12 protein-coding genes and 1 pseudogene are annotated in these 13793 nt (G+C 64.9%); 7 read left to right on the top strand and 6 right to left on the bottom strand.

What is annotated here, in order from left to right:
* Positions 1–255 carry an acyl-CoA-binding protein gene (locus V6M63_RS11105; RefSeq protein WP_332741750.1) on the bottom strand — a complete coding sequence of 85 codons (255 nt, stop codon included), beginning with the start codon at positions 253–255 and terminating at the stop codon, positions 1–3.
* Between the two features lie 135 nt (positions 256–390).
* Between V6M63_RS11105 and V6M63_RS11100 the strand changes: the two genes are divergently transcribed.
* Entirely contained in the window at positions 391–1980 is a 1590-nt protein-coding gene (locus V6M63_RS11100) for a wax ester/triacylglycerol synthase family O-acyltransferase (RefSeq protein ID WP_442909575.1), read from the top strand.
* 13 nt (positions 1981–1993) lie between these two features.
* On the opposite strand, the gene V6M63_RS11095 is transcribed toward V6M63_RS11100, so the two are convergent.
* Positions 1994–2764, bottom strand: a complete 771-nt coding sequence (locus tag V6M63_RS11095) for a type III pantothenate kinase (RefSeq protein WP_332741748.1) — start codon at positions 2762–2764, stop codon at positions 1994–1996.
* 249 nt (positions 2765–3013) lie between these two features.
* The gene (locus tag V6M63_RS11090; protein ID WP_056270410.1) at positions 3014–3682 is read right to left on the bottom strand and encodes a helix-turn-helix transcriptional regulator; all 669 of its coding nucleotides are present in this window, start codon (positions 3680–3682) and stop codon (positions 3014–3016) included.
* 183 nt (positions 3683–3865) lie between these two features.
* On the opposite strand from V6M63_RS11090, the gene V6M63_RS11085 reads away from it, so the two are divergent.
* Positions 3866–5098 carry a sensor histidine kinase gene (locus V6M63_RS11085; RefSeq protein ID WP_332741743.1) on the top strand — a complete coding sequence of 411 codons (1233 nt, stop codon included), beginning with the start codon at positions 3866–3868 and terminating at the stop codon, positions 5096–5098.
* A gap of 7 nt (positions 5099–5105) precedes the next feature.
* On the top strand, positions 5106–6092 hold the full coding sequence (locus V6M63_RS11080; RefSeq protein ID WP_332741741.1) for a response regulator: 987 nt from the start codon (positions 5106–5108) through the stop codon (positions 6090–6092).
* Here the strand turns inward: V6M63_RS11080 and cqsA are convergent.
* The 3 genes and pseudogenes from cqsA to V6M63_RS11065 form a co-directional block, all read right to left on the bottom strand.
* Positions 6080–7327 (bottom strand): alpha-hydroxyketone-type quorum-sensing autoinducer synthase, encoded by a 1248-nt coding sequence (gene cqsA, locus V6M63_RS11075; RefSeq protein WP_332741739.1) that lies wholly within the window; start codon positions 7325–7327, stop codon positions 6080–6082. The two genes, V6M63_RS11080 and cqsA, sit on opposite strands and share 13 nt — an antisense overlap.
* A gap of 175 nt (positions 7328–7502) precedes the next feature.
* Positions 7503–7922 (bottom strand): rhodanese-like domain-containing protein, encoded by a 420-nt coding sequence (locus V6M63_RS11070; RefSeq protein WP_332741913.1) that lies wholly within the window; start codon positions 7920–7922, stop codon positions 7503–7505.
* A 204-nt stretch (positions 7923–8126) separates the two neighbouring features.
* Positions 8127–8627: pseudogene (locus V6M63_RS11065) on the bottom strand (MBL fold metallo-hydrolase); the annotation flags it as partial.
* Positions 8628–8885: 258 nt separating this feature from the next.
* On the opposite strand from V6M63_RS11065, the gene V6M63_RS11060 reads away from it, so the two are divergent.
* The 4 genes from V6M63_RS11060 (at position 8886) to V6M63_RS11045 (ending at position 13779) form a co-directional block, all read left to right on the top strand.
* On the top strand, positions 8886–10004 hold the full coding sequence (locus V6M63_RS11060) for a TRAP transporter substrate-binding protein (protein ID WP_332741738.1): 1119 nt from the start codon (positions 8886–8888) through the stop codon (positions 10002–10004).
* A gap of 56 nt (positions 10005–10060) precedes the next feature.
* Positions 10061–10681 (top strand): TRAP transporter small permease subunit, encoded by a 621-nt coding sequence (locus V6M63_RS11055; RefSeq protein WP_332741736.1) that lies wholly within the window; start codon positions 10061–10063, stop codon positions 10679–10681.
* On the top strand, positions 10678–12753 hold the full coding sequence (locus V6M63_RS11050; RefSeq protein WP_332741735.1) for a TRAP transporter large permease: 2076 nt from the start codon (positions 10678–10680) through the stop codon (positions 12751–12753). The genes V6M63_RS11055 and V6M63_RS11050 overlap by 4 nt, the downstream gene beginning before the upstream one ends.
* A gap of 135 nt (positions 12754–12888) precedes the next feature.
* Positions 12889–13779 (top strand): PPK2 family polyphosphate kinase, encoded by an 891-nt coding sequence (locus V6M63_RS11045; RefSeq protein WP_442909580.1) that lies wholly within the window; start codon positions 12889–12891, stop codon positions 13777–13779.
* Positions 13780–13793: the final 14 nt, after the last annotated feature.

Raw genomic sequence — 13793 nt, 5'->3', positions numbered from 1 at the left:
TCAGCTCAGGCTCTGGATGAGGTCGATGTACTGCTGCATCGCGTCATCCTTTCCGATGCCCTTGAAACCGTTCCACGCATCCCACTTGGCGCGACCGACCATGTCGCCAAAACCGGGCTTCTTGCCTTCCACATCACCTTCCGTGGCCTGCTTGTACAGCGCGTAGATCTTCAGCAACGTGGCGTTGTCCGGACGCTCGCTCAGGTTCTTGGAATTCGCCACCGCGGCTTCGAATCGGGACTTGAGATCGGCCATGAATGCTCCTGTTGTTGAAATGAATGGCCCGGCAGGCACGCTGCGGGCTAAGGGCTCTCCCGCTATCTTACGGTTGGCGGCGTCTGCACAATAGAGCCACAACCCAAGACCCGCACAGCCACCCGAGGAGCATCCATGGTTCAACGCGTTGCCGCCCGCAGCGGCACTCCGGCGGTGCGCGCCAGTCGCCCTGCCACTCGCCGCCCGAGCGCCATCAACGGCGCCGCGGCTGGCGTGCTGCCGGCGGTGAAGCAGGCGCTGTCCACCACGCTCGGGCTCGAAGGAGAGCGCATGAGCAAGGTCGACACAGCCTGGCTGCGCATGGATTCACCATCCAATCTCATGATGATCGTGGGCGTCTGGATCCTCGAGCCGGGCATCACCATCGAGGCCCTGAACGAACGGGTGCGCGAGCGTCTGCTGCCCTACCGCCGGTTCGTGCAGCTGGCGCGCGAAGACGCCACGGGTGCGCAATGGATAGCCGACGCCGACTTCCGCCTCGATCGGCATGTGGTCACGCACCAGCTCTCGCGAACCGGCGCACAAAGCGAACAGGATGCCTTGCAGGCCCGCGTGGCCGAACTCGCCATGCAGCCGCTGGACCACGATCACCCGCTCTGGCGCTTCGAGCTCATCGAACAATACGGCGGCGGCTCGGCCCTGGTCGCGCGCATCCACCACTGCATCGCCGACGGCATTGCGCTCATCAGCGTGATGATGAGCCTGGTCGACGGCGGCGGTGCACCGCCGCAACGCAAGGACCGAAAGACCACCAGACCCGGCCTGGACGGCGCCGAAGACTGGCTGGCCGACACGCTGATCCGGCCGTTCGGCGACCTCACGGCCAAGGCGCTGGAGGCGGCTGGCGGCGGCGCCGCCAAGTCGTTCTCCATGCTCGCCGCACCACAGCAAAGCCTGAGCGACACGCTGAGCCAGGCGGTGGACCTGGCGCGCATGGGCGGCCAGCTGGCCAGCGACCTCGCCTCGCTGGCGCTGATGCCCGACGACTCGCCCACCCGACTCAAGGGGCAACCGGGCAACACCAAACGCGTGGCCTGGTGCGAACCCATCCCGCTCGACGAGGTCAAGGCCATCGGCAAGGCGTTGAACTGTTCGGTCAACGACGTGCTGCTGGGTTGTGTGGCCGGTGCCATCGGTGCCTACCTGCGAAGCCTGGGCGACGACCCCACCGGTCAGGAGATCCGCGCCATGGTGCCGATCAACCTGCGCTCGATGGAAGACGCCTGGAAACTCGGCAACCGTTTTGGCCTGGTGCCGCTGGTGCTGCCCATCGGTTGCACCAATCCGGTCGAACGTGTGTTCACCGTGCGCTCGCGCATGAACGACCTCAAGGGCAGCCTGCAGCCACTGCTGACCTTCGGGCTGCTGTCGGTGGCCGGCCTGCTGATCAAACCGGCGCAGGACGCCCTGCTGAGCCTGTTCGGGCGCAAGACCACGGCGGTGATGACCAACGTGCCTGGCCCGGCCACCAAGCTCAAGGTCTGTGGCTCCACGCTGGAGCAGACCATGTTCTGGGTACCGCAGACCGGCACGGTGGGCCTGGGGGTGTCGATCCTGAGCTACGGCGGTGGCGTGCAGTTCGGCGTGATCGCCGACACCACCTTGTGTCCCGAGCCGCAGCGGATCATCAACGAGTTCGAGCCAGAGTTCCGGCGACTTCTGACGCTCACCCTGATGCTCCCGTGGGGCGAAAGCAAAGCCTGAAGCGCTTCCTGTTTCAAGCCAGCGCCAGTCGGCGCGAGGCCATCTCCAGCAGGCCGTCAAAGATCAGGCCCTCCACCAGCTCGACCTGCAGGGCCATGCTGGGGGCCATCTTCCAGCCGGCGCCGCCGGTCATGAAACACACCGGCTCGTCGCCGCAATGGCGGCGCAGGTTGTCCACCATGCGCTGCACCGCGCCGGCAATGGCGAAGGTGCCGCCGCTGGTGAGCGCATCGCTGGTGTTGGTGGGAAAGTCGCGCACCTCGCCGGTGGGCACGTGCAGGCCGGCCGTGCCGGACTCGAGCGCGCGCAGCATGATGCCGTGGCCGGGCAGGATGATGCCGCCCAGGAACCGCCCGTCGGTGTCGATGGCTTCCACCGTCACTGCGGTGCCCACCATCACCACCACACAGGGCCGCGCCAGGCCCCGCGAGACCAGGCGGTGGCGCGCGCCGATGATGGCGACCCAGCGGTCCGACCCGAGCCGCGCCGGGTGGTCGTAGCCGTTGGTCACCCCCGCTTCGGCATTGCTGGAGACCACCCACTGCGGGGTCACGTCCCACAGCTCAAGCTGTTCTTCAACCCGGCGTTTGACCGCATCGCCCGCCACCACACACCCCAACACCCAGCGCGGCGCGGCCAGTTCGGCCCAATCACCTTCGGCCAGGGTTTCGATGTTTTCGAGAAACTGCGCGCCCTGAGCAATCAGACGCGCACCGGTACGTGGCTCCTCGTACAAGGCCCATTTCAGGCGGGTGTTGCCAACGTCCAGGGCCAGGAAAGTCATGCGCGGATTATGACCACGCAAACCGGGGGGAGTTTGCGCACTGCAACATCGATTGGAACGCAGCGGCGAAGCGTGAAGCAACGGGGCCAGCCGCCGGGCCGCCCCAAGGCAGGCCCAGCCCCTTGGGGGGCAGCGGACCACGCGCAGCGGGGGAGCGAGGGGGTCACAGATCCTGCCGCCGGGCCGCCCCAAGGCAGGCCCAGCCCCCTTGGGGGGCAGCGGACCACGCGCAGCGGGGGAGCGTGGGGGCTAAATAAGTCCGATCCAGCAGGCACGTTGCACGGCCGCCAGCTTGTTGTCCGTCTTGAGCTTGCCCATGGCGTTGGCCAGGTGGTAGTTCACCGTGCGCTCGGAGCAATCCATGCGCGCGGCGGTTTCGCGCGCCGTCAGCCCCTCAAACGCCATGTTCAGGCTTTCCAGCTCGCGCGGGCTCAGGCCCACGCGCGCTTCAGCGATGGCACGGCGCAGCATGGGCCAGATGTTGAAGGCCGACCAGGCCAGCGCGGCCGCTTCCGAGCGATCGGCAAACGCCCGCGGGCTGAACATGAAGCACTCAAAGGCGCGACCGGCGGGCAGGCTGAATGCCACCCGCACCAGCGTCTGGTAACCGTGCGCGAGCCACAGGCGCCGCCAGCGGCTGGATTGTTCAAAGACCGATTTGGAGATGTCCTGCCAGGCCACCAGGGGTGCATCACTTTCGCGCCAACTGGCACCAAAATCGCGGCTGTCGGCCAAGGCCTGGGCGGCCGACAGCAATCGGGGGGGGTGCACCGCCAGCACTTCACGCTCGTCTCTTCCGCCCGTGGGCGCCGGACCCAGCACCATGACGGCCTCAACACCCTGGTCATGCAGGGCACAGACCCAGTCGGCCAGGATACTGTCCAGGCTGACACTGTCAAAGTTGACAGGTAAGGTCATGGTTTGAAACAGCCTGTTGCACAGACAATGCGGTACGTGTTTGGGCAGCCGGTGCGGGCAACGGGTGCTCGACAATCGAAGGAGTACATATTGCCTCTGGACCGGTTGAGGTTGCACAGCGCCAAAGCGCGCCTGTGGAGGTGGTTGCTGGACGAGGTGGTCCATGCACCCCTGGAACCCATTTTGCACCCATCCCGTGCACGGTTGCAGTACCTGGGCGCGTTCACCATTCTCGGCCATATCGCGTTTGGCTGGATCTGGATCGACCTGTTGCCACAGCCCTATGAGAGCGTGCCCACCCGCCTGGCCATGGCCAGTCTGGGCATCCCGCTGCTCTTCGGCAGGGTCAATCGAGACCTCACCTCCAAGGCCACGATCTGGATTTTTTCCCTGGCCAGCTGGTTGCAGCTGCCGATGTTCTTTTCCTGGATGTACTGGCTCAACGGCGGCAACGATGTCTGGCTGGCCAGCGTTTCCTGCATGTTGGTGATCTACTACCACCTCACCGACTGGCGGGTGGCCACAGTGGGGGTTGTCGCGGGCGCAGGGCTCAGCCTGGGGCTCACCCAGATGCTGGGGATACCGCTGACGCAAACCGCCACACGGCCCGATCATCTGGTGGTGCTGGCCTTCGCCTGGGGTGCGGCCGTGATGCTGGGGGCCTCCAGCGCCAACTTGCGCCGCACGCGTCTGATCAACACGCTGAGCACCATGGGTGTGATGGCGCACGAGCTGCGCACACCGCTGGCCACGGTCCACCTGATGGGCGACGTGCTGCGCAACCTGTCGCAGCACGACTTGCCGGAGGCCAAGCAGAAGAAGTTCGACGAACTGGCGACCCGGCTCCAAAACCTGGTGCGCAGCATGAACCGGCAGATCGATACCCAGATATCGAATGCACAACTGATTCGGCTGCCGCGCGACAAGTCATCGATCCGCGCAGCAGAGCTGGTGCAGGACGTGGTGTTGCACTACCCCTACCGCTCGTCCAGGGAGCGCGATTGCGTTCAGGTGCACATCCAGCAGGACTTTCACTTCGTTGCTTCCCGCCAGTTGTTCTCTCAGGTGCTCACCAACCTGATGAAGAACGCACTGCACGCGCTGGCCTCGGCCAGCAATGCACCGAGCCCGGGCGACTTGCGGCTGGACGTGGGTGTGCACCATGGCAAGGGCCGCATTGCAGTATCTGACGACGGAATCGGCATCGCCCACGAACAGCAGACGAGAATCTTCGAACCGTTCTTCTCCACGCTGGCAGGTGCCGGCAACGGCCTGGGTCTGACGTTCTGCAAGAACGTGGTGGAGGCGGCACAGGGACATCTCAGCGTGCACTCCGAACCCGGCCTGGGCGCGGTCTTCATGATCGATCTCCCGATCCAGCCCCCGATTCCCGCGACCTCATCCTCCACTCGCTGACGACCCGATGGCACTGACGATCCCTTTATTCCACCGTCCCGGCAGCATCCTGTTCCTCGACGACGACACCGACTACCTCGACATGCTCGGTATGGTGATTCCGACGCATTGGCAGGTGGAGCTGTTTTCTCGTCCGTCGGGCTTTGCGCAGCGCATGCAGCAGGAGCCGGCGCGGTGGGAAGCCGACGCGATGCTGCAACTGCAAATGATCGAGCGCTGGCGCCAGGGGCAGCCGCTGCTGCCGCAGATCCTGCGCTACTGGGCGGTGAACCCGGCACGCTATCAGTTGGTGAAGACATGCGTGGTCGACTACGCGATGCCCGGCACCGACGGCCTGAAGGTGCTCAACACCTTGCTCGACTGGCCTGGTTCACGCGTGCTGCTGACCGGCCAGGCCGACGAGCAGATCGCCATCCAGGCCTTCAACAACGGTCTGATCGACCAGTTCGTGCCCAAACAGACCACCGACATCACGCGCCACCTCATGGGTGTCTTGCGCAAGCTCATGCACGCGCCGCACCCCCGCCTGAACACCCTGTGGCGCGGCGCGCTGCAGCCGTCGCAGCAATCGCTGCTGCAGATTCCGTCCATCGCGCAGGCCCTGCAGGCTTTCGCCACTCAGAACTGGGTCGAGTACGCCGTGTTGGGCGAGCCGTTTGGCCTGATCGGCCTCGACGGCACGGGCGATGCCCACTGGCTGCAGCTGGAGCCCACCGGCAGCCTGGGTGACCTGGCCGAACTCGCGGGCTCGGCCGGACTGGGCTTCGACGTGGTGCGCGCGGTGCAGGCGGGCAACCAGCTGGCGGCGGTGGAGTTGCACCAGCAACTCAATCTGAACGGGCCGGTGCGCACCGCGCCGGCCTTCAGCCTGGGTGAGGACAAGTTGGTCACGGCGGCGGTGTTCTCACTGGACGCCACCGACCTGCCGCATCCCATCTACGGCTACCGGCGCTTCCTGGACGCCGAAGGCCACCGCATCGTTCAGGACAACTGAGCGCAGGCCGCGCGGGCGCGCCGCGCAATTGGCCAGTCCCACGGCTTGACCATGGGCGCCAGTTCACGCGCCACGGTGGCCACATGGTCCAGCTCGGCATCGGTGAGCGCCGCGTGCAGCGTGAGGCGCACCATGGTGCGGTTGCGGCTGGTGGCGGGCGCGCAGAACACGGCGCCAAACACATCCCGCTCCTCCAGCAGATCGCGCAGCACCATGGTGGCCGGTTCGGTGCCAGCCTCCAGGGCGATGATCTGTTCGGTGCCCTGGTGGATCGGGTAGCCCAGGTCGCTGAGCATGCCGCGCAACTGGCGCGTGTGGGCGTGCAGGCGCGCGCGCTCGGTGTCGCTGCGGCGGATCACGTCCAGCGTGGCGTCGAGTGCGGCAATCTCGTGCGGCAGCAGGCAGGAGCTGAACATGTTGGGATAGCTGGTGCTCAGCACGTAGTTGCGCATGGCCGCGGGCACGCTCAGGAAACCGGCACGTCCGGCAAACGCCTTGGCCAGGCTGGCGGTGATGAAGTGCACCCGGTGACTCAGGCCGAGCTCTGCGCACAGGCCCGCGCCCTGCGGGCCATGCGTGCCCAGGGAATGTGATTCGTCCACCAGGGTCATGCAACCCCACCGCTCAGCCACCTCCACCACCTGCACCAGGGGCGACACGGCTCCCGTGGTGCTGTAGATCGAATCCACCACGATCACACCGGCGCCGTGGCGCTGCACCAGCCGCTCCAGGTGCTCGGCGTCGTTGTGACGGAACGGGTGGGTGGTGGCCCCGGCGCGACGCGCCCCTTCCCACAGCGAGGTGTGGGCCAGCGTGTCCATGTAGATCACGGTCTTCTCGTCAGCGATGGACTGCAGCAGACCCAGGTTGGCCGCATAGCCCGACTGGCAGATGAGACCGTCTTCCTGACCGAGCATGTGGGCGAGTTTGAGCTCGAGCTTGCGCGCTGGATGCTCGTCCAGCAGGAACACGCCGGACTGGATGACGAACTCGGAGTCGGTCTTGATCGCCAGCGTCTGCGCCTGAACGATCTCGGAATGGCCGGTGAGGCTGAGGTAGTCGTTGCCGTTGAGCCGCACCGCGCCGGGACCTGCTTCACGACCATGCAGCAGTGAGCGCCCGCTCCATAGTGTGTCCCAACGGGTGGTGAATTCGCGCTGAATGCGCCCCGCCAGATGGTCGGAGATCGGTGGGCTGGAAGGTGCTTTTTCCCGAGAGCAGGCCAACAACGTCATGGAGCAATCCTTTTGGAATGGAAAACCCCATTGAAAAAAAAAATTCGTGAAAAAACACACGAACCCTGTCAACCCTGACAGGGGTAGTGAGGCATTCTTCTCAAATTTCGGGCAGCTCGCGCGACCAGCGGTGGCCGGCAAGCCCCATCGGAGGCATGGACACGCGCTTCAGCGCTCAGTTCTGGCGCCAGGGCAGCGCATGGTGGCGCCAGCCACCTTGCTGCCCGCGGTGCGCATGCGCATCCGGATCGCCCTCGAATCCCTCCAGGATGTTGTAGGCCTCCAGGCCGAGCTCGGTGGCGCGTTTGGCCGCGGCGATCGAGCGCACGCCACTGCGGCACAACAACACGATCTTCTTGCCACCCGCCGCCTGGCGCACCTGCGCGTCGAAGTCGGGGTTCATCGCCATCCCGGGCCATTGCTTCCAGGCCACCGGCACCGCGCCCGGCACGAAGCCAACCCACTCCCGCTCGGCGTCGGTGCGCACGTCCACCAGCACCGCCACGCCGGCCTGCACCCATTGCCAGGCCAGCTGCGGCGTCACGTCACCCGCGTAGCTGCCCGTGTGCGGACCGGCGGCAGGCCGAGGCTCCATGGACAAGACACCGCCCGCGTCGTGGCGCTGTCCCGACATGAGGTTGGCAGGCACGGCCTCGTCCATGCGCCGGGGTCTGGGAAGGTTGAGCGACTCCATCAGGGCGATGAACTCGGACTCGCTCTTGCCCGCGACGCGTTCGTTGTGCTTCTTCTCGGCGCCGATGGTGGAGTGCTGGCGCCCGTGGTAGTCGTGCCCTGGCCAGACGGTGGTGTCGTCCGGCAGATCGAACAGCACCTGGGTGATGCTGCGGTACAGGTCTTTCGCACTGCCCGACTGGAAATCGGTGCGGCCGCAGCCACCGATGAGCAGCGTGTCGCCGGTGAAGACGTGGTGCCGCCAGACCAGGCTCATGCTGCCGGCGGTGTGGCCGGGCGTGTGCAATGCGCGCAGCACCTCGCCGCCAAAGCTCAGCGTGTCGCCGTGGGCAAGCTGCACGCCGGCCGTACCGATGCCGCAACCCTGTGGCGCCGCCGTCTTGGCCCCTGCCAGTTCGGCCAGCTTGCCGGCGCTGGTGATGTGATCGGCGTGCGCGTGGGTCTCCACCGTCCAGACCAGTTTCAGGCCGTACTCGCGAAGCACGGCGAGATCGCGTTCGATCTGTTCATCCACCGGGTCGATGATGAGAGCGTCGCGGGCGATCTGGTCGAACAGCACGTAGGTGAACGTGCTGGAAGCGGCATCGAAGAGCTGAATCGGTTTCATGATGCATAGCATGCCACTGGCCGGGCCTTGCGGTTTGGCTCACCACGTCCACCCGGCTGACACAGCGGTTTTCAATACAGAAATGCCGAACACAAATATCAGATAGACGCATTTTCAAGTGGCTTTTTGTACGCCATTCAAGACCTGTGAAAGCAGCAGCGTCAGCCAAAGGAATCATGGTCGGTGAAAACCCTGCCGGATGAAACAAGGCACGGGGCGCATGATGCGCAAACCCTCAACACAGAAGGAGACAAACCCATGTCAGAACAGAAAACCGCAACGTCACGCCGCGGCATGCTCAAAGGCGCGGCCGTCGCGGCTGGCGCCATGTCGGTGCCGATGATCGCCACTGCACAAACCACATCGCTGCGCTTCCAGAGCACGTGGCCGTCCAAGGACATCTTCCACGAGTACGCATTGGACTTTGCCAAGAAGGTCAACGACATGGCCGGCGGCAAGCTCAAGATCGAAGTGCTGCCCGCCGGCGCCGTGGTGCCGGCCTTCCAGTTGCTTGAAGCGGTGGCCAAGGGCACGCTGGACGGCGGCCATGGCGTGGTGGCCTACCACTACGGCAAGAACTCGGCCCTGGCCCTGTGGGGTTCGGGCCCTTCGTTCGGCATGGACCCGAACATGCTGCTGGCCTGGCACAACTACGGTGGTGGCAAGGACTTGCTGGCCGAGATCTACAAGAGCCTGAACCTGGACGTGGTGTCCTACCTGTACGGCCCCATGCCCACCCAGCCCTTCGGCTGGTTCAAGAAGCCCATCGCCAAGGTGGCTGATGTCAAGGGCACCAAGTTCCGTACCGTGGGCCTGGCGGTCGACATGTACACCGACATGGGCGCTGCCGTGAACCCGCTGCCCGGTGGCGAGATCGTGCCGGCACTGGACCGAGGCCTGATCGACGGCGCCGAGTTCAACAACGCCAGCTCCGACAGGCTGCTGGGCTTCCCCGACGTGGTGAAGAACTGCATGCTGCAGAGCTTCCACCAGAGCGGTGAGCAATTCGAGATCCTGTTCAGCAAGAGCAAGCTCGATGCCTTGCCGACCGAGTTGAAGGCCATCATCGACTACGGCGTGCAGGCCGCCAGCGCCGACATGAGCTGGAAGGCCATCCAGCGCAACTCGCAGGACTACATCGAACTGAAGAAGCAGGGCGTGAAGTTCTACAAGACCCCCGACGCGGTGCTGCGCGCCCAGCTCGCATCGTGGGACAAGATCATGGCCAAGAAGGGCGGCGAGAACGCCCTGTTCAAGAAGGTGCTGGACTCGCAGAGGGCGTTTGCCCAGCGCGCGGGCCAATGGCAGAACGACTACACCGTCGACTTCAAGATGGCTTACAACCACTACTTCGGCAAAGGTGCCAAGAAGAGTTGATCGGCCGGCGTTGACAAGGGGCGCCGCGGGCGCCCCTTTGTGTTTTTGGAATCCCCATGCAAAATTTTTTATTGACGGTGGACCGCTTCTCCACCTGGTTCGGCAAGGCCTGCGCGTGGTCTGTGGTGGCCCTCACGCTGCTCATCAGTTGGGAGGTGTTCTCCCGCTATGTCCTGAACGACCCCCACGCCTGGGTGCTCGACGCCCAGATCATGTTGTACGGCCTGCTCTTCATGGCCGCTGGCGCCTACACACTGGCCAAGAACGGCCACGTGCGAGGTGACGTGCTCTACGGCTTTTTCAGCCCACGCACGCAGGCCAGCCTCGACCTGCTGCTCTATCTGGTGTTCTTCCTCCCCGGCATCGTGGCCATGACCTGGGCCGGGTGGACCTTCGCCAACGAGTCGCTGGCGATCCGCGAACAGACCTTCAACGCCGATCCGCTGCCGCTCTACCCCTTCAAGTTCGTGGTGCCGATCGCCGGCGCCGTGCTGCTGCTGCAAGGCTTCGTGGAAATCATCCGCTGTGTGATCTGCCTGCAGACGGGTACATGGCCCACACGCGAAGAAGACGTGGAAGAAGTCGATGTCGAAAAACTCAAGGAAATGGTGCACGTGAAAGACGCTGACCTCGCCGATCTGGACCAGCTCGCTCCCCAGAAGGGCGGCCAGAAATGAAGATTCGAAAAGAACTCTGGTTCGGCTTCGGGTTGATGGCCCTGATCCTCGTCGGCGTACTGACCATGGTGCTCAACACCGAGACCATGACCAACGGCCATTACGGCCTGCTCATGCTCTCGCTGGTGGTCGTGGCCATCATGCTGGGCTTTCCCACTGCCTTCACCCTCATGGGCATGGGCATGATGTTCGCCTTCTTCGCCTACCACTCCGGCGGTCAGACGCCAGGGGGTGCGATCCAGCAGACGCTGGACCTGATGGTGCAACGCACCTTCTCGGTGATGGGCAACGACGTGCTCATCTCGATCCCGCTGTTCGTGTTCATGGGCTACCTCGTCGAACGCGCCAACCTGATCGAGAAGCTGTTCCACAGTCTGCACCTGGCGCTCTCGCGCGTGCCGGGCTCATTGGCGGTGGCCACGCTGGTGACCTGCGCGATCTTCGCCACGGCGACCGGCATCGTGGGCGCGGTGGTCACCCTCATGGGCCTGCTGGCCATGCCGCAGATGCTGCGCGCGGGCTACGACGTGCGCCTGACCGCGGGCTCGATCACGGCTGGCGGCTGCCTGGGCATTCTGATTCCGCCTTCGGTGCTGCTGATCGTGTACGGCGCCACCGCCGGCGTGTCGGTGGTGCAGCTCTATGCAGGAGCTTTCTTCCCGGGCCTGATGCTCGCCGGTCTGTACATCCTCTACGTGGTCATCATGGCCAAGCTCAAGCCGGCCTGGGCTCCCCCACTGACCGCAGAGCAACGCCGCGTGCCGATTCCGGCTCCGCTCGTGGCCATCGGCGCCACGGGAGAAGCATGGGCCCTCGGTGGACTGATCAAGGGCCTCAAGGGCAAGAACAACCAGAACACCTCCACCCGCTACATGCTTGGGCAACTCGGCATTGCACTGATGCCCGCGCTGCTGTTTGCCGTGGTGGCGATCATGAGCTACCAGAGTGCCACGCGGGTGGTGCCGGTCGAGACCTACGAAGGCCTGACCTCGTTGAACGACACCCGCAATGCCCCGAGGTCCACCGATGCGGGTGGGCTTGCCGAGCCTCCCACCAGCGAGGACAGCGGCGGACTCGCAGAACCGCCGACCGGGGAAGACAGCGGAGGTTTGGCAGAACCTCCCGGCGAAGAATCCGAAGGCGACGTGGCAGAGCCGCCCGGCGCCGATGCAGCGGATGGCGACGTGGCAGCCCCCCCCGGCGCCGAGGCCGACGAAGAAGCCGTGGCCGAACCACCGGGTGCCGATGGCGGTCGGGCGATGCCACCGGGCGCAGTGCCCGCTCCGGCGGGCAGCGAAACCGCTGCTGCGACCACAAAGCCCGCATCCGCCAGCTTCTGGATCGGCCTCGGCGTGGGCGCATTGGCCCTGGCGCTCTTCTACGGCATCCTGAGCTACGCCCGGCTCGAGGTGTTCAAGATGCTGCTCTCCAGCTTCTTCCCGCTGCTGGTGCTCATCCTGTCGGTACTCGGCTCCATCGTCTTTGGTCTGGCCACGCCCACCGAAGCGGCGGCGGTGGGTGCGCTGGGCGGCTTCCTGCTGGCCGTGGCCTATCGGCAGCTCACCTTCAGCGTGGTCAAGGAAAGTGTGTTCCTCACCGCCAAGACCAGCGCCATGGTGTGCTGGCTGTTCGTGGGATCGGCGATCTTCTCGGCGGCGTTTGCGCTGCTGGGCGGGCAGGCGCTGGTGGAAGAATGGGTCCTGGGCATGAACCTGAGCAAGACCGAGTTCCTGATCCTGTCGCAAGTGATCATCTTCATCCTGGGCTGGCCATTGGAGTGGACCGAGATCATCGTGATCTTCATGCCCATCTTCATCCCGCTGCTGGACAACTTCGGTGTGGACCCGCTGTTCTTCGGCCTGCTGGTGGCGCTGAACCTGCAGACCGCCTTCCTGAGTCCGCCGGTGGCCATGAGTGCGTTCTACCTCAAGGGCGTGGCACCGAAACACGTGACGCTGAATCAGATCTTCGCGGGCATGCTGCCGTTCATGGGCATCCAGGTGTTGGCCATCGTGCTGCTCTACATGTTCCCGGCGATCGGCATGTGGCTGCCTCAGGTGCTGTACCGCTGATCCAGCGGTCGGGGGACTCAAGATATCGGGGGCGCGCAGGCGCCCCTTTTTTCGCCGATACGCGTTAACATTACGTTTACGTAAACGTCAATCAAACGGGCTCGCGAGACAGCGCCCATGCACCGAACGGAACCCATGCCCAGCCCGAACGACACCGCCCTGCCTTTCCCCGCCCGGGCCATCCTGGCCGCCAAGGGCAGCACATGGCAGGACTGGCAGGTGAGTCCGGGCAACGGCAACAAGAAGGCCAAGGGCGTCTCGCTCAAGTCGTTCAAACCCGACGCCAAGCCGTTTTCCAGCGGCAGCAAGTCCACCGACCAGGCGGCTTTGGCCGGGATCGCCGAAGAACTCGACGCGCTGCAGAACCTCTTCTATGCCGACGGCCGCTACAAGCTGCTGGTGGTGCTGCAGGGCACCGACACGTCGGGCAAGGATGGCACGGTGCGCGGCGTCTTCGCACGCACCAGCCCGCTGGGCGTGCACACCGTGGGCTGGAAAGCGCCCACCGAAGCCGAACGCGATCACGACTACCTCTGGCGCATCCATCAGAAGGTCCCGGGCGCCGGCGAGATGACGATCTTCAACCGCAGCCACTACGAAGATGTGCTGGTGCCGGTGGTCAATGGCTGGATCACGCCGCAGCAGACACTGCAACGCTACGAGCACATCAAGGATTTCGAGCGCCTGCTGGCCGAGACCGGCACGGTGATCCTCAAGTTCATGCTGCACATCAGCAAGGACGAGCAACGAGAGCGCCTGCAGGAGCGGGTGGACGATCCCGAGAAACATTGGAAATTCAGCCTGGGCGACCTCGACGTGCGCAAGCAATGGGACGACTACCAGAGCACCTACGAAGCTTTCCTCAACGCCACCAGCACGCCCTGGGCACCCTGGACCGTGGTGCCCGCCGACTCCAAGACGCACCGCAACCTGATGATCGCCACCCTCGTGCGCGACACGCTCAAGGCGCTGGACTTGCGCTTTCCGCCCGAAGACCCGAAGCTGACCGGCCTGAAGATCGCCTGACGCCCGGCCCATTT

The sequence above is a fragment of the Hydrogenophaga sp. genome, from assembly GCF_036675665.1.
Classification (GTDB): Bacteria; Pseudomonadota; Gammaproteobacteria; order Burkholderiales; family Burkholderiaceae_C; genus Hydrogenophaga.
Note: the sequence above shows the minus strand (reverse complement) of the source record. Positions and strands in the feature narration are given on the sequence as shown.

Excerpts from the sequence above, each read along its gene's own strand:
- V6M63_RS11055 (WP_332741736.1), top strand. The coding sequence starts at position 10,061 with ATGCAAAATTTTTTATTGACGGTGGACCGCTTCTCCACCTGGTTCGGC.
- cqsA (WP_332741739.1), bottom strand. The coding sequence starts at position 7,327 with ATGACGTTGTTGGCCTGCTCTCGGGAAAAAGCACCTTCCAGCCCACCG.
- V6M63_RS11070 (WP_332741913.1), bottom strand. The coding sequence starts at position 7,922 with ATGGAGCCTCGGCCTGCCGCCGGTCCGCACACGGGCAGCTACGCGGGT.
- V6M63_RS11060 (WP_332741738.1), top strand. The coding sequence starts at position 8,886 with ATGTCAGAACAGAAAACCGCAACGTCACGCCGCGGCATGCTCAAAGGC.
- V6M63_RS11105 (WP_332741750.1), bottom strand. The coding sequence starts at position 255 with ATGGCCGATCTCAAGTCCCGATTCGAAGCCGCGGTGGCGAATTCCAAG.
- V6M63_RS11100 (WP_442909575.1), top strand. The coding sequence starts at position 391 with ATGGTTCAACGCGTTGCCGCCCGCAGCGGCACTCCGGCGGTGCGCGCC.
- V6M63_RS11080 (WP_332741741.1), top strand. The coding sequence starts at position 5,106 with ATGGCACTGACGATCCCTTTATTCCACCGTCCCGGCAGCATCCTGTTC.
- V6M63_RS11050 (WP_332741735.1), top strand. The coding sequence starts at position 10,678 with ATGAAGATTCGAAAAGAACTCTGGTTCGGCTTCGGGTTGATGGCCCTG.
- V6M63_RS11095 (WP_332741748.1), bottom strand. The coding sequence starts at position 2,764 with ATGACTTTCCTGGCCCTGGACGTTGGCAACACCCGCCTGAAATGGGCC.
- V6M63_RS11090 (WP_056270410.1), bottom strand. The coding sequence starts at position 3,682 with ATGACCTTACCTGTCAACTTTGACAGTGTCAGCCTGGACAGTATCCTG.
- V6M63_RS11045 (WP_442909580.1), top strand. The coding sequence starts at position 12,889 with ATGCCCAGCCCGAACGACACCGCCCTGCCTTTCCCCGCCCGGGCCATC.